Source organism: Candidatus Binatia bacterium, from assembly GCA_036563615.1.
Taxonomy (GTDB): Bacteria; Desulfobacterota; Binatia; order UBA12015; family UBA12015; genus DATCMB01.
The window spans coordinates 126,501-152,498 of the sequence record DATCMB010000007.1 but is presented as its reverse complement, the minus strand read 5'-3'; the positions used below and the strand labels follow the sequence as shown (position 1 = coordinate 152,498).

Annotated in this window: 21 protein-coding genes; 10 read left to right on the top strand and 11 right to left on the bottom strand. The window is 70.5% G+C overall.

The genetic code is table 11. The features are described 5' to 3' along the window. On the bottom strand, positions 1 to 480 hold a 480-nt coding region (locus VIS07_07780; protein ID HEY8515397.1), incomplete at its 3' end, for a hypothetical protein. Between the two features lie 367 nt (positions 481 to 847). Between VIS07_07780 and VIS07_07775 the strand changes: the two genes are divergently transcribed. The 5 genes from VIS07_07775 (at position 848) to VIS07_07755 (ending at position 6,929) form a co-directional block, all read left to right on the top strand. Further along, positions 848 to 1,345 (top strand): hypothetical protein, encoded by a 498-nt coding sequence (locus tag VIS07_07775; protein HEY8515396.1) that lies wholly within the window; start codon positions 848 to 850, stop codon positions 1,343 to 1,345. Further along, positions 1,342 to 1,665, top strand: a complete 324-nt coding sequence (locus tag VIS07_07770) for a hypothetical protein (protein ID HEY8515395.1) — start codon at positions 1,342 to 1,344, stop codon at positions 1,663 to 1,665. Before VIS07_07775 ends, VIS07_07770 begins: the two co-directional genes overlap by 4 nt. Positions 1,666 to 1,842: 177 nt before the next feature. Then, the gene (locus tag VIS07_07765; GenBank protein ID HEY8515394.1) at positions 1,843 to 2,364 is read left to right on the top strand and encodes a hypothetical protein; all 522 of its coding nucleotides are present in this window, start codon (positions 1,843 to 1,845) and stop codon (positions 2,362 to 2,364) included. A 504-nt stretch (positions 2,365 to 2,868) separates the two neighbouring features. After that, positions 2,869 to 5,304 carry a TonB-dependent receptor gene (locus VIS07_07760; protein ID HEY8515393.1) on the top strand — a complete coding sequence of 812 codons (2,436 nt, stop codon included), beginning with the start codon at positions 2,869 to 2,871 and terminating at the stop codon, positions 5,302 to 5,304. 206 nt (positions 5,305 to 5,510) lie between these two features. Then, positions 5,511 to 6,929 (top strand): DUF1566 domain-containing protein, encoded by a 1,419-nt coding sequence (locus VIS07_07755; protein ID HEY8515392.1) that lies wholly within the window; start codon positions 5,511 to 5,513, stop codon positions 6,927 to 6,929. 174 nt (positions 6,930 to 7,103) lie between these two features. On the opposite strand, the gene VIS07_07750 is transcribed toward VIS07_07755, so the two are convergent. After that, entirely contained in the window at positions 7,104 to 8,201 is a 1,098-nt protein-coding gene (locus VIS07_07750) for an AraC family transcriptional regulator ligand-binding domain-containing protein (protein ID HEY8515391.1), read from the bottom strand. A gap of 262 nt (positions 8,202 to 8,463) precedes the next feature. On the opposite strand from VIS07_07750, the gene VIS07_07745 reads away from it, so the two are divergent. Continuing rightward, positions 8,464 to 9,330: a methyltransferase domain-containing protein gene (locus tag VIS07_07745; protein ID HEY8515390.1), complete on the top strand. Its 867-nt coding sequence runs from the start codon at positions 8,464 to 8,466 to the stop codon at positions 9,328 to 9,330. Between the two features lie 393 nt (positions 9,331 to 9,723). Here VIS07_07745 and VIS07_07740 read toward each other — a convergent pair whose 3' ends face one another. The 3 genes from VIS07_07740 to VIS07_07730 form a co-directional block, all read right to left on the bottom strand. Next, positions 9,724 to 10,104, bottom strand: coding sequence for a cupin domain-containing protein (locus tag VIS07_07740; protein ID HEY8515389.1), 381 nt, complete (start codon positions 10,102 to 10,104; stop codon positions 9,724 to 9,726). A gap of 211 nt (positions 10,105 to 10,315) precedes the next feature. Further along, entirely contained in the window at positions 10,316 to 11,560 is a 1,245-nt protein-coding gene (locus VIS07_07735) for a hypothetical protein (GenBank protein HEY8515388.1), read from the bottom strand. A gap of 103 nt (positions 11,561 to 11,663) precedes the next feature. Next, a complete protein-coding gene (locus VIS07_07730) occupies positions 11,664 to 13,217 on the bottom strand; it encodes a hypothetical protein (protein HEY8515387.1) in 1,554 nt (517 codons plus the stop codon). A gap of 155 nt (positions 13,218 to 13,372) precedes the next feature. On the opposite strand from VIS07_07730, the gene ppdK reads away from it, so the two are divergent. After that, positions 13,373 to 16,270, top strand: a complete 2,898-nt coding sequence (gene ppdK, locus VIS07_07725) for a pyruvate, phosphate dikinase (GenBank protein ID HEY8515386.1) — start codon at positions 13,373 to 13,375, stop codon at positions 16,268 to 16,270. Positions 16,271 to 16,543: 273 nt separating this feature from the next. Here ppdK and VIS07_07720 read toward each other — a convergent pair whose 3' ends face one another. Next, the gene (locus VIS07_07720; GenBank protein ID HEY8515385.1) at positions 16,544 to 16,738 is read right to left on the bottom strand and encodes a hypothetical protein; all 195 of its coding nucleotides are present in this window, start codon (positions 16,736 to 16,738) and stop codon (positions 16,544 to 16,546) included. A gap of 278 nt (positions 16,739 to 17,016) precedes the next feature. Between VIS07_07720 and VIS07_07715 the strand changes: the two genes are divergently transcribed. Continuing rightward, positions 17,017 to 18,570: a sigma-54-dependent Fis family transcriptional regulator gene (locus VIS07_07715; GenBank protein ID HEY8515384.1), complete on the top strand. Its 1,554-nt coding sequence runs from the start codon at positions 17,017 to 17,019 to the stop codon at positions 18,568 to 18,570. Between the two features lie 8 nt (positions 18,571 to 18,578). Here VIS07_07715 and VIS07_07710 read toward each other — a convergent pair whose 3' ends face one another. From VIS07_07710 to VIS07_07700, 3 genes are all read right to left on the bottom strand, one after another. Further along, on the bottom strand, positions 18,579 to 19,262 hold the full coding sequence (locus VIS07_07710; protein HEY8515383.1) for a hypothetical protein: 684 nt from the start codon (positions 19,260 to 19,262) through the stop codon (positions 18,579 to 18,581). A 409-nt stretch (positions 19,263 to 19,671) separates the two neighbouring features. Beyond that, positions 19,672 to 20,133 carry a GNAT family N-acetyltransferase gene (locus tag VIS07_07705; protein ID HEY8515382.1) on the bottom strand — a complete coding sequence of 154 codons (462 nt, stop codon included), beginning with the start codon at positions 20,131 to 20,133 and terminating at the stop codon, positions 19,672 to 19,674. 1 nt (position 20,134) lies between these two features. Next, positions 20,135 to 20,632: a YHS domain-containing (seleno)protein gene (locus VIS07_07700; protein ID HEY8515381.1), complete on the bottom strand. Its 498-nt coding sequence runs from the start codon at positions 20,630 to 20,632 to the stop codon at positions 20,135 to 20,137. Between the two features lie 103 nt (positions 20,633 to 20,735). On the opposite strand from VIS07_07700, the gene VIS07_07695 reads away from it, so the two are divergent. Further along, positions 20,736 to 21,239 (top strand): helix-turn-helix domain-containing protein, encoded by a 504-nt coding sequence (locus VIS07_07695; protein ID HEY8515380.1) that lies wholly within the window; start codon positions 20,736 to 20,738, stop codon positions 21,237 to 21,239. A gap of 24 nt (positions 21,240 to 21,263) precedes the next feature. Here VIS07_07695 and VIS07_07690 read toward each other — a convergent pair whose 3' ends face one another. Then, complete coding sequence (locus VIS07_07690; protein HEY8515379.1) at positions 21,264 to 22,829, bottom strand: glycosyltransferase family 39 protein; 1,566 nt, start codon at positions 22,827 to 22,829, stop codon at positions 21,264 to 21,266. A gap of 98 nt (positions 22,830 to 22,927) precedes the next feature. On the opposite strand from VIS07_07690, the gene VIS07_07685 reads away from it, so the two are divergent. After that, a complete protein-coding gene (locus tag VIS07_07685; protein ID HEY8515378.1) occupies positions 22,928 to 24,433 on the top strand; it encodes a hypothetical protein in 1,506 nt (501 codons plus the stop codon). A 51-nt stretch (positions 24,434 to 24,484) separates the two neighbouring features. On the opposite strand, the gene VIS07_07680 is transcribed toward VIS07_07685, so the two are convergent. After that, entirely contained in the window at positions 24,485 to 25,954 is a 1,470-nt protein-coding gene (locus VIS07_07680) for a hypothetical protein (GenBank protein HEY8515377.1), read from the bottom strand. Positions 25,955 to 25,998 lie beyond the last annotated feature (44 nt).

Sequence of the window (25,998 nt, the reverse complement as noted above, 5' to 3'; positions counted from 1 at the left end):
ACGCGAAGATCGCGCTGCAGCACAACCTGGGGTTGGGTGGTGCTGCGGTGGTGACGATGTACCGGAAGGCGCAGTTCTGAGCTGAGCTGCTGCTGATTGACTGATGTACGGCGGGCGCGCGGCGAAGGTCGCGCGCCCGCTTTCGTTTTGGGCGAGGTCGAGCGGCGGCGCGTGCCATCCGGTGCTAGCTAGGGCTGTATTGCGTGCGGCGCTTAGTCGAGCGGCGTGGCGTAGCGTCAGTGCCGCCGAGCGCAGCGATGACGCGGTCGCCGAGCCGGCGCTTCGCCGCATGATCGAGCGGCGTATGCCCTTTGCGTCCTTGACCCGAACGTTCGCCTTCCAGGCGACAAGCTCGAGGATCAGAGCCTCTCGGCCGAGACGCGCAGCGTAGAGCAATGGCGTCTCGCCATCGAAGCGTAGCTCCGTACGCGCGCCGGCCTTGAGCAGCAGCCGCGCCGTCTCGAGGTCGTTCGACCACACTACCGCCCACAAGCAGTAGTTGGGGTTCGCGCCGGCGCGCAGCGGTCCCTCCTGCTGTAGATGGTCGCCCCTAGAAACGTCGTCCGTGACAAGTCAAGATATCGATTTGGCGTCAGAAAGTGCGAATGCCAGGGGCGAACACGGACGGCAGGTCTTCGAGATTGCCCCCGCCAACCGTCGCGTCGAAGTCCGCATGGGCGCGCGAGCGAGCAATTTCTGTGTTGCCTACCGCCCGACGCGCTCGCTATGAGCGCCCCGCGGTCCCTTGACCCCTCTCACCACCCCACCCCTTGCCCGCACACAGCCAGCGCTCGCGTCTCGCGCGCGACAAGGCACGGAAGCAGTCTCGACCAGGGAGGAGCACACGATGAGCACGTTTCGACTCGCGCACCCTCGACTCGCAATCTCGCTCGGGCTGATCTTCGCCGCGTCGGCGATCACGACCGCCGTCCCGTCGGCGATGGCGGATCAGATCTGCAAGGCCAAGAACGGCGTCCTGCGGCTTCGGCCGGCCTGCAAGGGGAGGGAGGTCGCTCTGCCGATCGAGATCAGCGCCGACGGCAAGACGGTGCTCGTCACCGGCGCCAACCTGCAGGTCGTCTCGGGGGCTGGCGGGACGCACTTTCCGCTGAACGGGCTCGGCAACGTGATCATCGGCTACAACGGCGCGGAGGATCTCGGAGATCGTCAGCGCACGGGCTCGCACAACCTGGTGATCGGCGACGAGCACACGTACACGAGCTACGGCTCGATCGTCGCGGGGTACGGCAACTTCTCCATGGCGCCATCGAGCGCCATCCTCGCCGGGGAGAACAACCGAACGCTGGGGCCGCAGTCGCGATCCTCGCGGGCAGCTCCAACGTGACGCGCGGCTGGGGCGCGACCGTCTCCGGCGGCGCGGCGAACGCCGCCGATGGCGATGATTCTTCGGTCTCGGGCGGCGTCGAGAACATCGCCCTCGGCGGTGATTCGTCCGTTTCGGGTGGTGTGCAGAGCGTGGCGCACGGCGACGGCTCGTCGGTCTCCGGCGGACTGCAGAACTACGCGACGGGCAAGTACGCCAGCGTCAGCGGCGGACGAGGGAACGAGGCGAGCGGGGAGTCCTCCTCGGTGAGCGGCGGTGCGTCGCGATCCGCCGCGGCGACGGAGGACTGGGTCGCCGGAGGGCTCTTCCAGGACGACTGAGTACCACCGTCGCACGGCCGCAATTGCGATCGTGCAGAAGAAATTGCTTGACAGCCTCGCCGGACTTCTCCTATGGGTCACGCGCCGTGGGGCTCGCCACGTGCCCCGCGGCGCGTGAGTCTCGTGAGCCCGACGAGAACCAGCTCCTGGCGCGATGCCCTGCGCCGAACGCCGTTCGTGATCGCCGGCGGAGCGCTCGCGTGCCTGCTCGCCGGGTCGGGCTGCGGCGAGGATCGCGACGACGGCTCGGTGTGCGCGAGCTGCGGCGAAGCGAACGACGCCGCGTGCGGACAGTGGGTCGTTCCCGAGAACGACATCGAGCTGTTCTGCGGCAACGCCCCGGTCGACCAGTGCAACGTGTGCTCCCTCGAGACGGACGACGACGTCGACGGCAACGGGACGATCGGCGACTACGTGTGCGTCGTGCAGCTGACGTGCGCCGGCGTGCGTGATAGCGCCGCTCGTCGCTGCTATCCGGTGAAGGCGGACGGGAACCTCCTCGACGACTTCAAGTGCGACGGCGTGGGTCCCGATCCCGCGCCGCCTCTTCCGCCGACACCGGCCCCGACCCCGGTGGAAACGCCGACACCGGAGCCGACCATGGCGACGCCACCCACGGTGCCGACGCTGACCCCCGCGCCTACGGCGTCGCCGCCGACACCGACCCGCAGTTCGGGAATCCGTCGGCCGATCTCCTGAGAGAAGGCCACGCCGCGGTCCGCAGCGCGACAGCCGGTGTGTGTGTCAGGCCGAAACGAGCGCGTCGCGACCATGCGACGACCCTGGTGAATCCAGTCGGGGCGCGTACGGCGCTGGGTCGCCGACTTCTGGACGCGGCAGAATCTGCTCGCGAGGCCGGTCTGCCGCGGCTACACCTCGCACGCGCGTACGGCGCTTGACGCCGGGGCCCACCCTTTGTAGACCGCGGCCGGGCGCCGCGATCTGGGCGGCGCTCTGGCCCGCACCGACGGCACGCGTGAGCGCCGGAGGTCCTGGAATCCGATCATCTGACATCCGTTGCGCGTCCGCTGCCCTTGCCGCAGGTCGATCGTCCGACTTCTCTCGGCGATCCTGCTCCTCGTCGCTCGTCCGTGTCCGACGGCGGCGTGGGCGGATGACGTCGCGACGGACGCTGCGCGTCAGACGAGCCCCGCGCCAACCGCTTCATCTTCATCGACTCCGACGTCGCTGACCGCCGTCGGGGTGACGACCGCAGGCGACGTCGCGCAGCCGGTCGATCCGCAAACCGCCGCGGCGCAGCTGTCCGTGGCGACGAAGCAGGGCGCCGCGAGCGCGGATTTGACGCCGCGGACCGCGGTGCTGCTCGAGGAAATCGTCGTGACGGCGCGCCGGCGCGACGAGCTGCGGCAGGAGACGCCGCTCTCCGTCACGGCTCTCGAGGAGGGCGAGCTGCGCGCGGCACAGGTCGAGACGACGCTCGACCTGCAGGGCCTCGTCCCGAACCTCGTCTTCCTGCGCTCGGGCTTTGGACAGGACGTCTCGCCGTTCATCCGCGGCGTCGGTGCGCTGCCGCTCGCTTATCTCGACCAGGGTGTGGCGACCTACGTCGACGGCGTCTACCTGCCGCAAGGCTACGGCAGCCTGCTCGAGGTCGTCGACTTCCAGCAGATCGAGGTGCTGCGCGGCCCGCAGGGAACGCTGTACGGCAAGAACACCGTCGGCGGCGCGATCAACGTCGCGACCATCAAGCCGCGACGCGCGACCGAAGCGTCGGTCGACGTTCGCACGGGGAGCTTCGGCGAGATCGACACCAGGACGATGCTCAACTTCCCGGTCGGCCGCGGCTGGCTCGGCGATGGCCTGCACTCCCGGCTGACCTTCGCGAGCTTCAACGACGCGGGCTACACGACCAACGTCCTGACCGGGGAGGACTACTCGGACACCAACGCGCTCGTCTTTTACGGCGCGCTCCGCTTCGAGCCGCACGAGAATCTGACTTTCAACTTGACGGGCACCTGGTCGCGCGACCACAACAAGGGCCTCGGCGGGCAGTGCCGCTTCATCCCGCAGAGCGCCGAGATCAACCCGAGAACCGGACGGACCAACAACCCGTTCAACGCGTTCCTACCGCCGGGTTACCGGGAGGCGTGCGATCGGTCGCGGAAGTACCGCTTCGAGAGCGACGTCGGCTCGCCGATCGCGGACGTCGAGAGCTCCGGCCTCTGGGGAGTTCTCGACTGGCGGCTCGGTGAGGTCGGTCCGCTCGACCTGAGTCTGCGCTACACCGGATCCTGGCGCGAGCAGATCGTCCGCGGCCGGACCGACCTCGACACGACGCAGTTTCCCGTCCTGGTCATCGCATACGCCGGCGGAGCGCCGGCCGGAGGCGACCCGCGCAACATCAACGGCGCGCCGACCTTCCAGGAGCAGATCCAGCAGGAGCTGCAGCTCAACGGCCGCGCCTGGGACGGCCGGCTGTCCTTCGTGTCGGGCGTGTTCCTCTACTGGGAGAACATCGACGAGGTCTACGCGCTGCGCTTCCTGCCTGGAAACCCGCTGATCGAGGCGAACGGCGGCATCAGCGAGACGACCAACCGGGTGGACAACCGCGACTGGGCGTTCTACGGCCAGGCGACGGCCGACGTGACCGATTACCTTAGCTTGACGGCGGGCCTGCGCTACACCGAGGAGCGCAAGGCGCTCGCGCATCGCGTGACGATCCCCGAGGAGCTCCACCCGCTCGATCCCGTGCCGAGCGAGTTCTCGAACAGCCGCACGTCGGGCGCCTGGACGCCGATGGCGAGCGTCGCGTTCAAGACGCCGCGTGAGTGGCTCGACGCGACCGGCATCCTCGACTGGGCGATGCCGTACTTCACGTACGCGCGGGGCTTCATCGGCGGCGGCGTCAACGGCGGCGGACGCACCAGCTCGAAGCTCGAGAGCCAGACCTTCGGTCCGGAGTTCGCGAACTCGTACGAGTGGGGCTTGAAGACGATCGGCTTCGGCGGCCGCGCGAGCCTCGACTTCGCCTGGTTCCTGCTCGACCGGACCGACCAGCAGGTGGTCCAGCTCGTGCAGGACGAGTCCGTGTGTCCTCCGGGCAGCGACCCCGACTGCGTGACCCCCACGCTGGGGTTGGTCACCAACGCCGGTCGCTCGAAGGCCTACGGCTTCGAGACCGAGTTTCGCGTGAGCCCGGTGCCAGGCCTGCTTCTGAGCGGCGGGGCAGGATACACGCACGCGCGCTTCATCGACTTCGCGAACGCCGAGAACCTGATCACCGGCGACACCATCAACCGCGCCGGCCAGCCGCTGCCCTTCGTCCCCGAGTGGACCACGCACCTGGCGCTGCAGTACACGTACGAGCTCCCGAGGTTCGGCGGACCGTCGTGGCTCGACGGCTGGCTCACGCCACGCATCGACGTCTCGTACACCAGCAGCAACTTCTTCTTCGCCCCCGAGGTCGAGCAGCTTCGGCAATCGGGCTACGTCGTCGTCGACCTTCGCCTCGCCTACGACTTCAACGACGACCGCAGCCGGATCGCGTTCTGGGCGAAGAACCTGACGGACACCGCGTACTACACCGCCGCGGTCGCGTCGGCGCGCCTCACGGGTAGCGCGACGCGCTACTACGAGGCGCCGCGGGCGTTCGGGGTGGAGATCAGTCAGAGCTTTTAGCCCTGACGACATGTCGGCGTCGTCGTCCGGCTGGAGCCGTCCGCGCAGCCGTAACGTGGACACCGCATTGCCGCGTCCTGACAGAAAAAATCATCACTTTGTCATTTACGATCATTGTCGGCGCCACGGGCACGTTGATACCGGCTTGCGCGAGATCGGAAGGGTGCGGCTGATTCCAAGCCGTGTCCGACGAAAGGAGAGCAGTGATGACCTACTCTAGAGCGGCGCTGACCATGATCATTGCACTGGCCGTACTTACGAGCGACCGGAGCGCGGCGGCGCCGAAGCCACCGACTCCTGCGCAGCAGATCAGGGACTCGCTAAACGTCCAGAAAGGCTACAACAATTGCCTCAGTTCGGCGCTCGTCAGGTTTGCAAATAAGCAAGACCCCGCAGCGCTCGAAAGCGCCGAAGGGAAGTGCGACGAGAAAGCCGCGGACAAGATCGTCAAGCAAGCGCGGCGGGTAGATCCCGAAAACGCGAAAACTTGTAGCACGGATGATGATTGTCCAGCGGGATCGGTGTGCTCCGAGGTCGGCACGGTAGGAGTCTGCTTGAACCCGAACACGCCCAAGATCGTAGACCCAATCCGAGGCATGAACACCTTGCGGCAAACGCACGTGGTTCAGACGATCGCCGTAAAGAATGCCCTGAGCAGCGGTGACAGCACCTGTGGCGGCACCGGGTGTACGTGGGAAGACAACGGCGACGGGACCGCGACGGACCTCACCACCGGACTGCAGTGGATGCAGTCACCCGCGCCTGGCACCTTTTCGATCGGCTCGACCAGCCCGCCGTATACTTCGGATGGAACCGCATACACGGTTGCCTTGAACGACTTGAACGGTGGTCTGGGGGCATGCTTCGCAAACTATTGCGATTGGCGACTGCCGACGGCCGAAGAGCTGCTGAGTCTCATTGCGAACGGCAGGATGTGGCCGACTCCCTTGCTCGGGAGCCGCGCAGCCACCTGGTCGTCGACGAGCGATCAGGACCCGAAAAAGAACCTGCTCGTCGACTTGACGACTGGCGAGGTCATTGCGGAGCCGCGCGATGCAAACCACGTCGTTCGCGCCGTTCGAAAGGGCTTGGTGGCGACGAAGAACGCGCCGAGCTGCGGCTCTCCTGACGACTCTTCAGTCGGCGGACGGTGTGTGTTCGTCACGAGCAAGGTCACGAATGGGAACCTCGGCGGACTCGCCGGTGCGGATGAGTTCTGCAATCAGGTGGCCACGGTGCGCGGGCTCCCCGGAACCTACGTGGCCTGGCTCAGTGACGACAATACGGACGCGAGGGATCGGCTCCCGGCAGACGGACCGTTCAAGCTGGTGACTGGCGAGGTGGTGGCGGGCAGCGTCGCGGAGCTACTCAGCGGTACCCTGAACCATGCAATCGACACCGATGAGTGGGGAGCCAAGGTGCCGCTGCGAGAGGTTTGGACCGACAGCTCTCCTGCGGGATACCGGCAGTTCACGAATTGCAACAACTGGACGAGTGACACGTCCGTCGGAGAGTATGGTTTGATCGGTTGGAACACCGCCACCAGCTCCGAGTGGACGGAGAAGTTCCTGCAGTTCTGCGATCGCAACAACGTCTCGCTCTACTGCATCCAGAAGGAATACTGAGCGCGCAGGAGCCGAGAAGTCCGGTGGGCGGCTGCTCGAGCTCGTAGCAGCACGAGCAGCTGCCCGGCGCGCAGCACCGCGGCCGGCGACGGCAGCCTGAGCTATCAAGGTCGCCGGCCGCGGCGCACCGCGAGGGCGGCGCGTTCCTACGAGACGCAGCCTCGAGCTCGAAGCTCAGCCCGCGCTCCTCGCCGACCGACGCTGCCCGCCCCGCGACGCCGCCGACCCGTCTACGCCGTCCGCGGTCGCCGCTCGCGCCGCGGCCTGCGTGCGCGCCTCGAGCCACGCGCTCGGGCTCACGCCATGCCAGCGCCGAAACGCGTGCAGGAAGGCTGCGGGCTCGGAGTAGCCGAGCAGGAACGCGACCTCTCCCACCGAGCGGCGACCGTCGAGCAAGTCCTCCGCGCGCGCCTTGCGCACCGTCTCGACGATCTGACGCAGGCTCGTGCCCTCGTCCGCGAGGCGCCGGGCGAGCGTCCGCGCGCCGCAGCCGAGCTCGCGGGCGACCAGGTCCTGGCCGAAGCCGGGCTCGTGCAGTAGGCGCTTGACGGCCGCCGTCGCGCGCGCGGCGTACGACTCGTCCGCCGGCAGCTGGGCCATCTGCTCGGCCATGTAGCGCTCGAGGAAGCTGAACAGCGCCGGGTTCGCGTGCGGCATCGGCTTGTCCATGACCGCTGCCGGCAGGACGATCTCGGTCCACGGCGCGTTGTAGATCGGATCGACGCCGAGGACGCGCCGGACGAGCTCCGGATCCCCGTGCGGGGCGTGCGGGAGCTTGACCGAAAGGGGCATCGCGTCGCGATCGACCCCGCGCGGCACGAGCGCCATCAGCGCGGCCGTCTTCTCGGTCTGGTGGACGTGGGCCGGGCGCGGTGGCCCCCAAGGTCGGTAGCGCGCGATGTACGTGTCGCCGTCCGTGACCCCTTCGTACCACTCGCCGGGGTTCCAGAAGCGCTGGTAGCGCGCGATCCGGTCGCACGCGACGCGCAGCGTCGGGCTCGAGCGGATCAGGAAGTGCATCGAGCTGAGCCCGTCCTGCGCGACCTTCATCCAGTAGAGCGCGAACTCGAGCCCGAAGTTCGCCTTGCCGCTGCGCTCGGCGGCGAGCTCGAGGGCGTCGTAGAGGACGGTGATCGGGAGCGTCGCCTCTCGGTCCTCGAGGATCGCTCGCTCGACGCCGATCGCCTCGGCGATGTTCTCGACGCCTGCAAACTGGGCGAAGTGCAGGATCTCGTGCGCGGAGCAGTACGGGGCGGCAGGCCGAAACGTCATGAGTCCGGCAAGATGACGGGAACTATCAATCTTTTGTCGGAAACGATCATCGACGCGGCGCGATCGGAGGCGCTAGGGTCGGCCGAACGGTGCGCGCATCAGACAACGTCGTCGCGCAGTTTTCAAGGGCAATTCTGGTCCAGCGTGAAGCCGTCGAGCTCCTCTCCCCTGCCTCCGCTCAGTCAGGACTCCGAAGGCCGTCGTGGTCGGGGTGCCTCTGGTGTCGCGCGCACGTGAGCGGCCGGCCGTCGGGTAGCCACGCATGGACCGTCTCGAGCGCATCCGCCGCGAGTTCGCGGAGAAGATCCGAGTCACGTCCGCGCTGCGGTCCGCCGCTCTCGTCGACGCGCTGGCGAGCATTCCGCGTGAAGACTTCGTCGGTCCGGGGCCCTGGAAGATCCTGAGGCTCGACGAATTCGAGCGCGGCTACACGCGCACGCGCGACGCCGATCCGCGGCACCTCTACGACAACGTGCTCGTCGCCCTGGACGCGAGCCGCTACCTCAACAACGGCGAGCCGGCGTTCGTGCTGCGCTGCCTCGACGACCTCGAGCTGTCCCCGGGCGATCGGCTCCTGCACGTCGGCTGCGGCGTCGGGTACTACACCGCGATCGCGGCGTCGGCGGTCGCCGAGGGCGCGGTCGTGGCGATCGAGCTCGACCCCGAGCTCGCGAAGCGCGCGCGTGAGAATCTCCGCCGCTGGCCGAACGTCACCGTCGTCGAGGGCGACGGCAACGACTTCGTCGGCGAGCCCTTCGATGCGATCTTCGTCAACGCCGGCGCCGCCGAGCTGCTGCCGACCTGGCTCGATCAGCTCCGCGTCGGCGGGCGGCTCCTCGTGCCGCTCACCGTCGACCTGCCGGAGCCCTGGCTCGAGCTCGGCTCGGGCCACATGCTGCTCGTCGCGCGGCACGCGGATCGCTTCTCCGCGCGCTTCTCGTCGTCGGTCGTGATCTTTCATTGCGCCGGCGCGCGCACGCCCGACGCGGTCAGCCTCTTGCGGCAAGCGTGCTTCCGCGGCGGCTACGATCGGGTGCGCAGCCTGCGGCGGGACGAGCATCCCGCGGGTCCCGACTGCTGGCTGCACGCACCCGGAGCCTGTCTGTCCTACGTCGGGGCAGACGACTGAAATCGAAAGGCCCGCTTCGTGCTGGACGAACCCGGATCCGAACGGCACGAGCTGGAGCGTCGTCGGCGTGTGGACGGTCGGTTCCTGCAGCACCTCGACCAGCACGTCGAGCGGCCGGTTGACCGCGCTGCTCACCACGCAGTCGACGCGCTTCGCATCGTCACCGACGCCGAGCTGCACCGGCGAGGTCTGAAGCGTCGCACCGGCCGCCGTGCTCGATGCGACGCGACGATCGCCAAGGACGCCAGAAAGGCTCTCTTCATGCGTGTCTCCTCGCGGTACGCCCGCGTCTCGCGCGCAGGAGACACGCCCATGCGGCAGGCACGATCCGGACAAGCCCAAAGTCGGCCGTCGACTTCGCCAGCACGAGCCGCCGCACGCTTGCCGCGCGCCCTACACCGGCCGGTGCATCGTCCCCGCGCCGTACGTGACGTGCAGCGTGTCCCCCGGCGTGCGAACCACCACCCGGTGCCACACGCCGCGCGGCACGATCACCGCCTGACCGGGTCGTAGCGCCACGGTGCGCGGGCCTTCGGGCTCCTCGAGGATCAGATCGAGCTCGCCCGACAGCAGGTGGACGATCTCCTCGCCTGCGGGGTGCGCTTCCCACGTCGACCAGTCGGCGTCGTTGCGCGCGATCATGACGAGGCGTCCGGCGTGCAGCTCGGTGCGCTCGTGGATCGTCTGCCAGAAGTCGGGACCGACGCGCAGCGCGCGCGCGGTCGGGCCGTCGTCGAGGTGCACGTAGGTGGTCGCGAGGTCGATGGGCTGCATTCTCCTGCCTCCGTCGTTGCGGACGCGCCGGCGTGGAAGTCACGCCGGCACGCCCGGCTGATGCTCGGCGGCAGGTCTACGCGCGCGCCGACGAACGGTCTTGGAGAAAAGTCACGGGGCCGATTCGCCGCCGCGCGCGTTGACGACGCGGCGCTGATCCGCAACGGCGCGGCGCCGATCCGCAGCGCCGCTCGACGCAGTCACGCGCCGCTCACCGCAGATCCGGCGCGTACTCCGCTGCCGCGTACGCCGCGCAGAACCCTTCCTCGTCCCCCGCGAACCGGGGATCGAGCGCGATCAGCGCCGGGCGGAAGATCCGCCACAGATCGTCCGGACCGCCGACCGGGTCGAGGTCCTTCGCGACCAGCACGAGGTCGAGCCCGCGGTGCCCGATGATGTAGTGCCCGAACAGCCCGGCCGCGTTCCACACGCCGACGTCGTGCTTCTGCTCGCACAGCGACTGGTCCTCGTAGCCGCAGTCCGTCGCCTCCGAGAGGCCGTGCGGGAAGACCGCGTTGACCGCGAGCGGCGCGCACTCGATGTTGCGCTCGACGCCGTTCGTCAGCGAGTTGAGCCACGTCAAGTATCCGTAGCCGGGATTCGCGTCCTCGAACGACGGGTGCGTCATGGCGTACACCCAGTCTTCGCCGAGGATGCGCTCGCCGCTCCAGACGCCGCCGTGCACCAGCAGGAGGCCGAGGCGCGCCATGTCGCGCACCGTCGACGCCCAGGAGTACGCGAAGATCTTGTTGGGCGCCCCGTTCGACCAGCGCGAGTGACGCATGCCGAGCGGACCGAACAGGAAGCGCTGCGTGACCTCCTCGACGTTGGCGCCGAAGCGCTCGGGATCCTGGGCGACGACCGTGTTGATCACGTCGTTGAGACGATTGATCTGCACGCTGCCGTCCCAGTCGTACTGGAACCGCTTCGCGCCGAAGCTCAGATCGTCGTTGTGCGCGACCATTCCGAGCACGTGCCCGATGCGCGCGTCGGGGTTGAAGTCGAATTCGTCGAGCCAGTGGTCGACGCGGTCCTCGGCGGTGAGCGGACCCGTCTTGCGACCCGTGCGCGGCAGATCGCGCGTCTGCCAGGCGACGATCCCGGTCACGACGGCGCCGAGCGTCTTGGTGGTCGAGAAGATCTCGGTGATCTCCTCGGCCTGCTGCGGGCCCTCGGGGTAGAACTCGTGGCACAGCCGACCGTAGCGCACGACCGCCCAGGGGACGCCGAGCCGCGCATCGGCCTCGGCGAGGATCGTCGGATCGAGGCGACAGTCCTCGGCGACGCGCTCGGGCGGCACCGGCTGCCACTCCGCGGCGCCGGGATCGCCGCTCGTCGGATAGAGCAGGTCGCCGGACGGAGCCGAGCCGGGCGCGTCGCTGCAGCCGGGTGCGCCGACGGCGAGCGCCAGCGCCGTCAAGCATGCGAACAGGAGCGAAGGGCGAGAGGCGAGCATCCGGCTTCGCTATCCCGAGCGTCCGGGCGTCGTCCAGACCCGGCGTGCGCGCGGCCGGCGCGCGCGCCTCGAGAAGTCCGCGCGCTTCACGAGCTTGCGCGTCTCAGCGTTCCGCGCCGCGCAGCTCGCGGCAGCCGGCGCCACGCGGCGGACGCACGCCGTCGACGACTTTTCCGCCGGCGAGCCCGACGGAGCGATCCGGCACGCAGCGCCGCGCCGCCGCCGCGCCGCGCGCGCACGCGATCTGCAGCCATGCGACCGACTGCGCCGGCAGCTCGACCGAGAACGCTCCGTCGACGGCGTGCACGATGCGCCGCCGGTTCCAGTTGGGCGACGCCGCGTCGATCCGCCCGACGATCGCGCTGTCCGCGACGCAGCCGCCCTCGAGCTCGACCGTCACGCGCCGGTCCTCGTTGCCCACCGCGCGGAACGAGGCGAGGAGCACGTCGACCCGCCGGCCGCGACGGCTGGCGCGCGCCCAGAGACCGCTCGCGGGATCGTCGCCCGCGACGTCGAGCCGCATGCCCGACGCGCGCGCGAACGCGTGGAACACCCACCAGGTCGGCTTCTTCGTGCCGTCGGGCGCGACCAGGCTCCAGTCGCCGACCTCGCGGTCGCCGATCGAGCGGTAGTACGCGGCGCCGTCGAGCCCGGCACGCTCCATCTCGATCAGCGTCCCGGCGACGAACGCCGCACCCTCGTTCGAGTCGTGCCGCCGGTCGAGGCCGCCCGCGGACAGGTTCCACTCGTCGATCAGCAGCTCGGGGTTCTGACCGGTGCCGGCGAGGAGCGGCGCGATCGCCGCGCGCACGCGTCGCGTCTGCTCGCCGTACGCCGCCGGCGTCGCATCGGGGTTGATGCCGGCGAGCGCTTCGTAGAGGTCCGGGTCGATCAGACCCTCGGCGCCGTCGGGGCCGAGGTACGGGTTGTTCGCGTACCAGTGCCAGGAGAGGAAGTGCAGCGGCAGGCCACGCTGCAGGATCCGCTCGGCGTACTCGACGACGAAGTCGGCGTTCGTCGAGCCGGGTCCGCCGATCTCGAGCGGCAGCCCGGTCTCCGCCGCCACGTCGCGCACCGCGCGGTGGGTCGCGGCGGCGGTCTCGAAGAACGCCTCGATCGTGTCGTGCCAGAAGACCGGGATGTCGGGCTCGTTCCACGACTCGAAGCGGTAGGCCGGGGTCGGTGCGGTGGCGAGCTCGCGCACGACGTGGCGGATCACCTCCTCCCACACCTCGAGGTCGCTCGGCGCGACCAGCACGGGATTGCAGCCGTCGGGGAAGAAGATCGGGTTGGGCGCGCAGCGCTCGGCGCGCTCCGCGCTGAGCCAGCGCGGCGTACCGTACAGGATGACGAGCGGCTCGCCGCCGGCCTCGCGCACGCGCTGGATGCGATCGAGCACCCGGCCGAGCTCGAACACGCCGGGCGCGGGCACCGTCGACTCGAGGCGCGAGTCGATGCGCACGAGCGGCGGGCGGAGCGGCGCGATCCGCGACAGGTCGCCCGAGTTCCAGCCGACGCCGAGCACGTTCGGGTTCGTCGGGCCGAGGCTGCGACCCGTGTCGACGACCACGCGCGACGTCGTCTGGGCGGCCGCCCCGGCGGGCAGCGCGAGCACGACACCGAGGAGAAGCAGCGGCAAGAAACGGGGGTGGCGCATGGCGCCGCAGATTGGCGCAGCGCGCGCCGGCGGTCCAGCGCGAGCGGCCCGGGTCGCGCCGCGGCGCGTCTTCACGCTCGTCCGCGCAATCGCCATGGCGGCTCGGGATTCGCGGTGGTACGAAGCGCGGATACCTCTAGGTCCGAGGAGAGCTCATGGCGCGTGTGAAGCAGCGGGAAGTCGAGACGAAGAGGGCACGGGCGCAGAAGGCGGCCAAGAAGACGCCCCGGGGGCGGGGCGCCAAGCCAGCCGGGAGCCGTGCCAAGGTCGCGAAGAGCGCGAAGCCGGCCAAGCGGGCGGCGACGGCGCGCGCCGCGAAGAAGCCCGCCAAGGCTGCCGCACTCAGCAAGACGATCTACTCGTTCGGCGGCGGTCGCGCCGACGGCCGCGCCGACATGAAGAACCTGCTCGGCGGCAAGGGCGCGAACCTCGCCGAGATGGCGTCGATCGGCCTGCCGGTGCCGCCGGGCTTCACGATCACGACCGAGGTCTGCACCTACTACTACGCCAACGGTCGCAAGTACCCGGCGTCGCTCCGTGACGACGTCCGCAAGGCGATGGCGAAGGTCGAGCAGATCGTCGGCAAGAAGTTCGGCGATCCGAAGAATCCGCTGCTGGTCTCGGTGCGCTCCGGAGCGCGCGCGTCGATGCCGGGCATGATGGACACCATCCTGAACCTCGGCCTCAACGACGAGACGGTCGCGGGGCTCGCCGCAGCGGCGAACAACGAGCGCTTCGCCTACGACTCCTACCGTCGCTTCGTGCAGATGTACGGCGACGTCGTGCTCGGCCTGAAGCCCGAGTCCGACAAGGAGCACGATCCGTTCGAGGTGGTGCTCGAGGAGAAGAAGCGTGCGCGCGGCGTCACCGGCGACCTCGAGCTGACCACCGAGGACCTCAAGGAGCTCGTCACCGAGTTCAAGGACCTGATCCTGCGCCGCACCGGCAAGCCGTTCCCCGAGGATCCGTGGGATCAGCTCTGGGGCGCGATCGGCGCGGTGTTCGGCTCGTGGATGAACCAGCGCGCGATCACCTACCGCAAGCTGTACGGCATCCCGTCGGACTGGGGCACCGCCGTCAACGTGCAGGCGATGGTGTTCGGCAACCTCGGCGACGACTGCGCGACCGGCGTCGCCTTCACGCGCGACCCGGCCACCGGCGAGAAGAAGTTCTACGGCGAGTTTCTGGTGAACGCGCAGGGTGAGGACGTCGTCGCCGGCATCCGCGATCCGCAGAAGGTGACGATCGAGGCCTCGCGCGCGGTCGCCGAGTCCAAGGGCATGAGCGAGGAGGAGCGCAAGCGCGTCGCGCCCTCGCTCGAGGAGGTCATGCCGGAGGCCTACAAGCAGCTGCGCGCGGTCGCGGAGAAGCTCGAGCGGCACTACCGCGACATGCAGGACATCGAGTTCACGATCGAGCGCAAGAAGCTCTACATGCTGCAGACGCGCAACGGGAAGCGCACCGCGACCGCGGCGGTGAAGATCGCGGTCGACATGGTCAACGAGCGCTTGATCGATCGCGAGACCGCGGTGACGCGCGTCGACCCGGCGTCGCTCGACACGCTGCTGCACCGTCAGGTCGATCCGAAGGCGCCGAAGACGCTGCTCGCGAAGGGTCTGCCGGCGTCGCCGGGCGCGGCCGCGGGCGCGGTGGTGTTCTCGGCCGACGAGGCGGCGGCCGCCGCGGCCGAGGGCAAGAAGACGATCCTGGTGCGCATCGAGACCTCGCCGGAGGACATCCACGGCATGCACGCCGCGGAGGGCATCCTCACCGCGCGCGGTGGCGCGACCTCGCACGCCGCCGTGGTCGGCCGCGGCATGGGCAAGCCGTGCGTCGTCGGCTGTAACGCGCTCGCGATCGACTACGCGGGCGGCAAGATGACGGTCGGCGACAAGGTCGTGCGCGCCGGCGACGACATCACGATCGACGGCGCGACCGGCGCGGTCTACCTCGGCCTCGTCCCGACGATCGAGCCCAAGGTGTCGGGCGACTTCCAGAAGCTCATGAGCTGGGCCGACAAGGTCCGCAAGCTCAAAGTTCGCGCCAATGCCGACACGCCGCACGACGCGACCGTCGCGCGCCAGTTCGGCGCCGAGGGCATCGGGCTCTGCCGCACCGAGCACATGTTCTTCGAGGGCGACCGCATCGACGCGGTCCGCGAGATGATCCTCGCCGACGACACCGAGGGACGCCGGCGCGCGCTCGCGAAGATCCTTCCGATGCAGAAGGAGGACTTCAAGGGCATCTTCCGCGCCATGGCGGGCCTGCCGGTGACGGTGCGTCTGCTCGACCCGCCGCTGCACGAGTTCCTGCCGCACACCGACGCGGAGATCAAAGATCTGTCGACCAAGATCGGCGTCTCGGTCGAGAAGCTGCGCAACAAGGTGACGAGCCTGCACGAGCTCAACCCGATGCTCGGCCACCGCGGCTGCCGGCTCGGCATCACCTTCCCGGAGATCTACGAGATCCAGGTGCGCGCGATCATCGAGGCCGCCTGCGAGCTGACGCGCGAGAAGGTCAAGGTGATCCCGGAGATCATGATCCCGCTCGTCGGCACCGTCGCCGAGCTCAAGATCCTGCGCGAGCTCACCGACGACGTCGCCCGTGCGGTGATGAACGAGTACAAGGTCAAGGTGGCGTACACCGTCGGCACCATGATCGAGGTGCCGCGCGCCGCGATCACGGCTCGCGACATCGCGACCGAGGCCGAGTTCTTCTCGTTCGGCACGAACGACCTGACGCAGATGACGCTCGGCCTGTCGCGTGACGACGCCGGCAAGTTCCTGCCGGAGTACGTCGAGCGCAACATCTTCCCGACCGATCCGTTCGTCTCGGTCGACCAGACGGGCGTCGGCTTCCTGATGGAGCACGCCGTCAAGGAGGGCCGCGCGACGCGTCCGAACCTGAAGTGCGGCATCTGTGGCGAGCACGGCGGCGATCCCGCGTCGGTGATCTTCTGCCACCAGGTCGGGCTCGACTACGTGTCGTGCTCGCCGTACCGCGTGCCGGTCGCGCGTCTCGCGGCGGCGCACGCGGCGCTCGCCGAGCGCTGAGCGCTCACCGCTCGATTCGAGGATCGCAAGACCGGCGCGCCGACCAACCGGCGCGCCGGTCTGCGTTTGGGGACGGCGCGGGTGACGCCGTCCTCGCGGCGCGCGCCGCCGCGTAACGCGCGCCGCCGACGTGAAGCGGAAGCGGGCGCTTGCGGAAGGAGCGCCCGCTGGTTTCTGATGTGCTCGCGCGCCGCCTGACGTGCTGCTTGACGCGAGCGGAGGTCCCGCGCGGGCCGGGGCGGGAGGGCTTCCGCCCCGGCCGGGCGCAGGGGGTCACGCCACTTGCGGCACGGCGGCAGGCTCAGCGCCGTTCTTGCCGCGCAGGCGCGCCATCTCTTCGTGCTCCCGCGTGGCCTTGCGCGCCACGCTCAGGACCACGCAGGCCACGATCGCGAACGCGATCGGCACGAGGGCGATCGGGCCGACCGGCAGGAGGTCCGAGACCTCCATCGTGATCGGGAGCGGCACCGGGGCGGCCGGGTGAGTCGGAAACGCCATGAATGGAAACATTGCCTTGTCCTTCCCGGCTCGTCGCCGAGCCGGCAGGGAGCGTGAGCAAGGCAGGGGCCGCTCGAGCGCGCCGGGGAAGGCCGAAAACGTTCGCGAATCGGACGCTTCGCCGAGGATCCTGTCCAAAATTCTCGGCAGCGCGAGCTTCGAGCGTCAAGAAAATGCGACAAGCACCCCAGTCTTTGTTCTTGCCGCGACCCGCGCAACGGTGATACTCGCCACCGCGAGGGCGATCGGTGAGCTCCCCGACGGGCGAATCGGCCGACAGTCGCGTTCTGCGGGAGCGCAACCTCTACCGGCGTCTTCTCGACCTCGGCTCCTGCGACGAGCTCGAGCCGTTCCTGGACGAAGCGCTGCGCATGGTCACCGCGCTGGTCGGAGCGCACCAGGGCTACCTCGAGCTGACCGGCGAGGAGGGGACGAGCGGAACGCCCACGTGGTGGGCGGCGCACGGCTTCGCGGAGCACGAGATCGCGAACGTCCGCGCCGCGCTGTCGAGCGGCATCATCGCGGAGGCGCTGCAGACCGGACGGACGGTCGTCACCAACTCCGCGCTCAGCGACAGCCGCTTCGGCAACCTCGAGAGCGTGCGGCACGGCCGCATCCAGGCGGTGCTGTGCGCGCCGATCGGCGATCCACCGCTCGGTTGCCTCTACCTCCAGCGTCGCCTCGAGCCCGGAGCGTTCAGCGAGGCGGATCGCAGCGAGGTCGAAACCTTTGCGCGCCACGTCGCCCCGTTCGCGGATCGCCTGATCATCAAGCGTCTCTCGCGTGAGGCGCAGGACCCGACGCGCTCGCTGCGCGCCCGCCTGCGTCTCTCGGGCGTCGTCGGGCGTAGCCGCGCGCTCGCGACCGCGCTGCGCGAGGCCGCGCTCGCCGCACCGCTCGACGTCGACGTGCTGCTGAGCGGCGAATCCGGCACCGGCAAGACGCAGCTCGCGCGCGTCATCCACGACAACAGCGCCCGCGCCGGGCGTCCGTTCGTCGAGCTCAACTGCGCGGCGATCCCCGAAGCGCTCGTCGAGAGCGAGCTGTTCGGCGCCTTGCCCGGCGCGCACTCGACGGCGTCGCGGCGCATCGACGGCAAGATCGCCGCCGCCGCGCACGGCACGCTCGTGCTCGACGAGATCGGTGAGCTGTCGCTCGCGGCGCAAGCGAAGCTCCTGCAGCTGCTGCAGTCGCGCGTCTACTATCCGCTCGGCAGCTCGCGTCCCGAGCGCGCCGACGTGCGCGTCATCGCCGCGAGCAATACGGATCTTGCGGCGGCGGTCCAGGCGAACCGCTTCCGCGAGGACCTGTACTACCGGCTCGACGTCGTGCTGATCCGCATGCCGTCGCTCGCGGAGCGCCGCGATGACGTTCCCTTGCTCGCGGAGCACTTCTGCGCCGAAGCGTGCGCGCGCCACCGTCTGCCGCACGCGAAGCTCTCGGTGCAGGCGCTGCGCGCGCTGCAAGCCGCCGAGTGGCCGGGCAACGTGCGCCAGCTCGCGCACACGGTCGAGGCCGCCGTGATCCGCGCGAGCGGGCTCGGGTCGTTGACCGTCGAGACCTCGCACATCTTCCGCGGCGCCGCGCAGAGCGCCGCGCAGGCGACGGAGGCCGAACGCTTGACGTTCCAGGAGGCGACGCGCCGCTTTCAGGCGGACCTTCTGCAGCGCACGTTCGAGGAAACCGGCTGGAACGTGCAGGAGACGGCGCGCCGCCTCGAGATCACGCGCTCGCACGTCTACAACCTGATCAAGGCCTTCGGGCTCGAGCGCGGCGCGAAGGAGGACGCTGCGCGCGGCTAGCGCATCGCTCAGCGCAGCCTGCTGCGCGCGGCCGCGGACCGTACGCGCAACGACGGATGGGCCGCGTAGCCGTCGACCAGCATCCACGGCGAGGCGTCGCTGTCCGCCGGGACCTCGGCGAGGAACGCGGCCGCGGTCTTGGCGTACGCCGCCCAGGGGAGCGGACATGGCAGGGCGACCTGCGTCGCGGCGAGCTGCGCGCGGCTCTCGTGGGCGAAGAGCGCCACGCGGACGAGCGTCTGGTCCGCGCCGCTCTCGACGTCCGTGAGCAGCCGGTACCAGCGCTCGGGAGCGATTCCGCCGGGGATCGGCACCGCCGCGAGAAGCTGCTCGACGGGGCACGCGGGATCGACGACCTCCACCGTCAGCATGCTCTCGAAGACCGCGCCGCCGACGCGGCGAAAGACGTCGTCCGAGTCGTCGAAAGCGGCGAACGCGGCCGCGTGGTTCCAGACCGACGCGTGCTCGGCAGGGATGCGAAAGCTCACGTCGAGCCTGCGGGCGCGGCCGCGCCGCGGCGTACGGTCCTCGACCGAGCCGACGAGCACGCGCGTCGCGCCGACGCTCGCCACCTGGACGGGGTGAAGGGTCATCGGCGCGCGTCCGCCGCAGGGCGCGAGCAGCGTGCTCGGGAACGCCTCGAGCTCGCCCCAGCCCGCGACCAGCGAGCGTTCCGGGACGGTGCTGCTCACGCATCCCAAGCGACCGAAGGAGGCCCGCCGCCGAAGCGCGCTCGACGTCTCCTCCGCGCTCGACAGCGCCGGCGTCGACGCCAACAGCAGCGCGATGGCCGTACCGCATCCCAACGTGCTCGCTCGCATCGTCGCCTCCTCGGATCGCGCTCCGGCGATCCAAGGGGGCTTCAGAGCACTCGCGATGCCTGCGCTGGCCGTGGCGGCAACACCGCACGCAGGCCCGCGCAATCGACAAAATTCTGGAATCGACGAACGCCCAAGCTCGTGCGGAAGTCCACCCTGCGCGACGGTGGCGTGCGTGGGGCGTCGCCCCGCCTGGACACGTTGGGTGGGCGAACGGGGCGCGCCGCTCTTCGCAAGGCGTCGAGGGCGCCGCGGGCGGACGGACGCGCGCCGCGGCCCCGGGCTAGCGCAGCCGACGCACCCAGCGCACGCGGCGGTGCCGCTCGAAGCCCATCTTCTCGTAGAGGCGCTCGGCGGCGTCGTGGCCGGTCTCGACCTCGAGGTCGAGCGCCACCGCGCCGTGCTGCCGCGCCACCTCGAGCGCCGCCTCGGTGAGACGCCGGCCGAGCCCGTGGCGCCGCTGCTCGGGCTCGACCCAGAGCTCGTCGAGCCACGCGCCCGGGCCGCCGTGCTCGAGCGTCCACAGGAAGGTCATCACCGCGACGCCGGCGAGCTGACCATCCGCATCGGCCGCGATCAGCACGCGGCCGAGCTCCGGCCGCTCGGTCAGCGTGCGCACCGAGCGCTCGAGCGCGTCGTCGCCGAGCGCGATGTCGTGCGACTCGAGCTGGCGACGGAGCAGCGCGATCGCTTGCGACGCCTCCTCGGGCCGCGCCGTCCGGATCTCGAAGTGGCTGCCCAGCATCTCAGTTCTCCCTTGCGAGCGCGGGCCAGTTGGCGTCGGCGCGCGCCACCCCCTGATCGACGCCTTCCTTCTCGAACTCGGCGCGCGCGTCGCCGAGCATGCCGCGGTAGAACAGCAGGAGTCGGTCGTCCGCGACGATGTAGCTCTCCGGATCGACCTCAAACTTGTAGCCGTTCGCCACTGCGTAGGCGCACCAGCCGCCGTACTCGGGCTCGTAGCGCGCGGGGTCGGCGACGAAGCGATCGCGGTTCTCGATCGAGACGAAGCGGTAGCGACGCCCTTCGTGCTCCGCGGTGATCCCGGCGTCACCCTGCCGTGGTCGGCCGCCGCCTTCGGGGAAGTAGCTCACCGGATCGTAGCCGTTGAGCGCGATGCCCGAGGCGTCGAGATTGTGCTCGGGCCGCTCGCGGCCGAGCCAGGCGACGGCCGCGAAGCCGGCGACGATCACGACGCCGAGCGCCACGGCCAAGCTGACGATCACCTTTCGTGCGCGTGTCATGCGGCCCTCCGTAAAATATGCACTGCGCATACATCGATCACGACGCACGACGCGACGCAAGAGGGTATTTGACGAAAATGTGCGTAGCGCATATATCGCTCCCATGAAGCCGGAGACGGCGGCGAACATCGTCGGCGCGTTCGCGCTCGCGATCTGCGACGGCATTCGTGAGGCGGTCGACGGCCGTGCCGGATCACAGGCGGCGGCCGCGCTGGTCCACCTCTCGAAGTACGGCGACGAGCCGATCGACGCCCTGCGCCGCCCGCTGCGGCTGTCGCACCCGGGCTGCGTGCGGCTGGTCGACCGGCTCGAGGAGCAGAAGCTCGTCGTGCGCGGCGCCGGCGAGGACCGCCGGGCGCGCCCCCTGCGTCTCACGCCGGCCGGAGCGAGCGCGGCGCGGACGGTGCTGCGCAGACGCGAGGCCGCGCTGCGTCGCGCGCTCGCGGCGCTCACCCCGCGCGAGCAGCAGACGCTCGGACGCCTCGCCGCGAAGGCGCTCGCCGCGCTGATCGAGGACGAGGCGCAAGCGCTCACCGTCTGCCGGCTGTGCGACTACGGCGCCTGCCCCGACGACGACTGTCCCGCCGCCAAGGCGCTGACCACCTGACGCGACGCGATTGCGGCGTCGTGTTCAGCGTCGGGGCGCGAAGCGCTCGAGCACGAGGCCGCGCAAGGTCTCGGACGACGTCCGCTCGAGCCCGCTCTGCGACAGCACCGAGGCGAGCTCGGGGTGCAGCGCCGCGCTCGTGTCGGTCATCACGACCAGCACCGCGGGAGGCTGCGCGTGCGACGCCAGCGTCGCGATCTCGCGCGGGCTCGCGAGCGCGAGCACGCGCTCCGCGCGCAGACGTTCGGGGAGACGCTCGCGGTCGGCGAACGCTTCGGGCGACACGTGGTAGGCGAGCGGCAAGAGCTGGTACGGCGGCACGACGACGACGATCTCGCCGGCACCACTCGCGGCGCGCACGCGCTCCGCCGCCGCGCGCCAGTCGGTGCGCGTGATCGGGTCGCGCCACGCCGTGAGCAACGACAGCGCGCACAGCGCGAGCGCGGCGCCGTGCCGCAGCAGCGGACGGACCGGGAGCCGCATCAGCACCCACGCGAGCAGCAGGTAGAGGCCGAGCGTCGTGTAGAGCAGGTAGCGGTCGAGGAACACCGCCACGATCTGCGAGGCGACGAAGGCGAGCACGAGCGGCAGGAACGCCCACGCGCCGAGCATCGCGGCCGTCGTCCAGCCGGGCTCGTCCGCAACGCCGCCGCCCGCGACGTCACGGATCGCAGTGCCGCGGACCGCAGCGCCACCGCCCGCGCGCGACGTGGACGCCGCGATCGCCGCCGCACCGCCCGCGAGCAGCAGCGCGTCGATCGCGAGCAGCGTGCTGCTGCCGGCGAAGCCGGTGAGCACGTCGATCGCCTCGCGCGCACCTGGCGCTCTGATCCATTCGGTCATCGGCGGTGGCCAGGCCGAGAGCACGTAGAGCAGGCAGGGGACGAAGGCGATCAGCGCGACCGCCTGACACGCCACGACCGTCGCGACGTTGCGTACACGATCCTCGCCGCGCAACGCTGCAACCACGAACTGCACGGGAAACATCAGCCCGGCGACGTAGTGCGTGTAGAGCAGCGCCGTGTCGAGCACCGCGAGCGCGACGATGCGCCGTGTGCTGCGACGCTCGAGCAGGAGAAGCAACGCGTGAAACGAGGCGACGCACAGCAGCCCGACCAGCGCGTAGAGCCGCGCCTCGTGCCCGTAGTAGAGCTGGTAGCGCGACGTCGTCAGCAGCAGCGCCGCCCAGAGCCCCGTCGGCGCGTCGATGAAGCGGCGTCCGAGCTGGAACAGCAGCACGGCGGTCGCCGCGCTCAGCAGCACCGACAGCGTGCGCGCGGCTTCGATGGTCACGCCGAAGACGCTCAGCCACGCTTGCACGAGCAGCGCGTAGATCGGCGGGGTCGCGTCGCCGGCGAGGCTCGACGCGAGATCGAACGGCGCGTGCGCGTTGCGCAGCGTCACCGCCTCGTCGAACCAGATGCTCTGCGCCGCGACGAGCGGCAGCTTGAGCGCGAGGTTGACGGCGAACAGCCGCACGCTCACGACGAGCGCGTGCCGGTCGAGCCAGCTCGCGCCGGCGTCGGCGACTCCGGACCAGGTGAGCTCTGCACCATTTGCCTGCGTGGCGCTGCGCGCTTGCGTCGCCATCGGTTCCCTACCGTCCCCGGGAGGCTATCGGCGTTCGGCGCCGGATCGTTCACACCCAATGCACGTCGTGCGCCTTACGGAGCGACGCGTGCCTGCCGATGTCAGGCTCGATGGAGCCGGCCGGTCGCGTCCTGATCCCGGGACGGGTCGCGCTCGCGGCCTTCGTCGGGCACTTCGCGTGCGCGCTCGCGGTGTCGCTGCGCCATCCGGGGCTGGTCTACGAGCCCGACCGGGTCGCGAACTGGCTCTACTTCCATGCGCTTCGCACCGGTGCGCCGCGGCTCGCGGACTTCTGGTACTTCCCGGCGCCGAAGGTGACGGCGGTGGTCCTGCTCGGGCCGCTCGCCGACGGGCCGCTCGAGGGCGTGGTGGTCGCCGCGGTCGCGGGGCTGCTCGGGGCGGCGCTCGCGTGGCTCGCCGCGCGCTCGTTCGGCGCCGCGGCGGGCGTCGGCACGGCGCTGCTCGTGCCGCTCGACCCGCTGTGGACGATCCTGGTCGCGACCGCGAGCGCCGACCTGCTGGTCGCGGCGGGTGTCGCGGGCGCGGTGGCGGCGTGGGTCGCGGAGCGGCCGCGGCTCGCGGGCGTCGCGCTCCTGCTCGCGACCGCGGTCAAGGCGCCGGCCGCAGCGGCGGCGCTGCCGCTCGTGCTGACGCCGGGGACGTCGCTGCGCGCACGCGCCTGGCCGGTGATCGGAGCGGCGGCCGGATTCGTCGCGACGCTCGGCGGCTACGTGCTGCTGCTCGGCAGCACGCAGGCGCCGTTCGGCTTTCTCGCCGCGTACACCGAGATGCGCGGTACTGCACCGCCGCCGCTCGTCGGCTGGCTCGCGCGCTGGGCGGCGACCGATCTGTTCGGCGAGATGCTGCGCTGGTCGTGGCCGCTCGCGCTCGTCGGCCTGGGCGCGACGCTCGTGGCGCGCGACGCGTGGCCGATGCGGCTCTGGAGCGCCGCTGCGCTCGCGGTCGGCGCCGCCTTCGTCGCGCTCGCGGTCGCGACCGACACGCTGCTCTTCGCGCGCTTTCTCTGGGCGATCGAGCTCTGCGTCGTCGCGTGGTGCGCGATCGGCGCGGCCGTCGTGGGACGCGTGAGCGCGCGTCGGTTGCTCGCGGGGCGCGGGCTCGCGCAGTCGCACGAAGAACGTGGCGCGCTCGTCGCGCCGGCCGCGACCGCGCTGCTGCTGCTCGTTGCGGCCATCTCGCTCTGGCGCGGCGCCGGCGGCAGCAGCGAGCACTACGCGGTGCTCTTCGAGGCGGGCGCGCGCACCGCGCTGCCCTGGCTCGAGCGCGCCGCGCCCGACGTGCGTCCCGCGCAGCGCGTGCTCGTGCCGCTCTGGTTCCAGCCGGCGGCGATGTGGCTGCTGCGCGACGCGGACGTCGCCGCCGCCGAGGTCGAGGTGGCGCGGCCGCGCGAGCAGGGCGGCGCCGCGGACTGGCTGCTGCTCGCGCCCGCGTACTACGAGACGCGCGCCGCCGCCGCGTGGAGCACGGAGGCGACGCGCGCGGGCTACGACGTCGTCGCGACCAGCACGCTGCCGCGCATGGCTCTCTTGCGACGCAGCGGCGCGAGCACGTCGCAAGATCCCGTCGCCGACGCACGTCCGTGACGACGTGCGCGCGGACGTCGCTTCGGCTCGCTCCGCGCAGCTCGCGTCGAATCAGAAGCTGTAGCGGATCCGCGCGTAGAGCTCGCTGTTCTTCTTGAATTCGCCGATCAGCGAGAACGAGTTGCCCCAGATGCCGAGCACGCCGGCGCGCAGCTCGAGCGCGTCGGTGACGGCGTAGGTCGCCTCCGCACGCACGAGCTCGTAGCCGCTCTCGATGCCCCAGAGACCGACGAGCTTGGTCTCGAGTCGGTCGGACATCCAGGACTTGCGCAGGCTCGCGGCGAGCCGGCTGTCGACGTCGCGGATCAAAAGCGGCGTGTCGTTGTGCAGGAGGATGATCTGGTAGAGCTCGATCAGCGGCAGCCAGCCGTCGATCAGGTAGTCCGCGCCGATGCCCCACTCGACCGCGTCGCGCCGCGCGAAGGCGTCGACGTTCACGGTCTCGCCGGCGAGCAGCGCCTCGATCGCCTTCGGGTTCTCGAGCACGTCGTCCGACAGGCGGCGCACGTCGCGCGGGTAGGGACGGCGGAAGCGCCAGGCGGCCTCGAAGCGCGTCGTGAGCCCGCCGAACACCGTCGACGCGTCGACGCCGAGCGACTGGAAGCGCAGGTACGCGGGACGCAGCCGCGTGCTCGCCGTGCCGTGCAGGACGCCGTCGCTCGCGCCGTCGATGGTGAGCGAGATCGGCACGGTGAACGACGCGGCGGGGTCGTAGCCGTCGTAGAACACCGCCGACCAGTCGACGCCGCGCGTGCGTCCCGAGATCCGCAGACCGACGTTGCCGTTGTCGAAGCGTCGCGCCGGCGCCGGCGCGTTTTCGAGCCGCTGCTCGATGTCGACCAGGCACGGGCAGAGCTGGGTGCCGTCGACCACCAAGTCGTCGATGGACAGCGAGCTGTCGGTCGACGCCGCGGGCGGGAACCAGCGCTCGTCCTGCTCGGGGAAGAGCCACGGCACCGCGATCGGCTGCCAGACCAGCGTGACGCGCGGCTCCTCGAGCGAGCGCCAAGACGAGCGCGGGTAGTACGACAGCGCGAGCGACGGGACGGCGATCTTCTGGTCGTTCTCGTCGGTGATGAACGGGTCGTAGTAGCGCAGCGGGTTGAGCAGGTCGTTCGGCTTGACGCCGTCGAGGCGCCCCCAGGTGAAGCGCTGGTTGCCGACGCGCACGTCGAAGGCGTCGCCGAGCCACTCGACCCAGGCCTCGTCGAGCTGCAGCGACGGATCGACGTTCTGGAAGCTGTGCCCGAAGTCGATCAGCCCGGCACCGGTCGCGTGCTCGAGCGTGCCGCCCCAGCGTCCGGTGGTCGCGAGCTTCCAGCGCAGGCGCGGCGTGATCGCCTGCTCGGCCCACAGATCGACGCGCGCGAGCGGGCGCTGACGCGGGCTCGGGTGGTCGAGGCGCACGACGCCGAGGCCCTCGAGGCGGCCGCCGACGCGCGGCGCTGCGGCGAGCGCCGGCGACGCACAGGCGAGCGCGAGCAGCGCCACGAGGACGGGCGCGACGACCAAGGTCGGCAACGCGACGAAGACGGGTCTGGCGACGCGCGCGGCGCGCGCTCGCG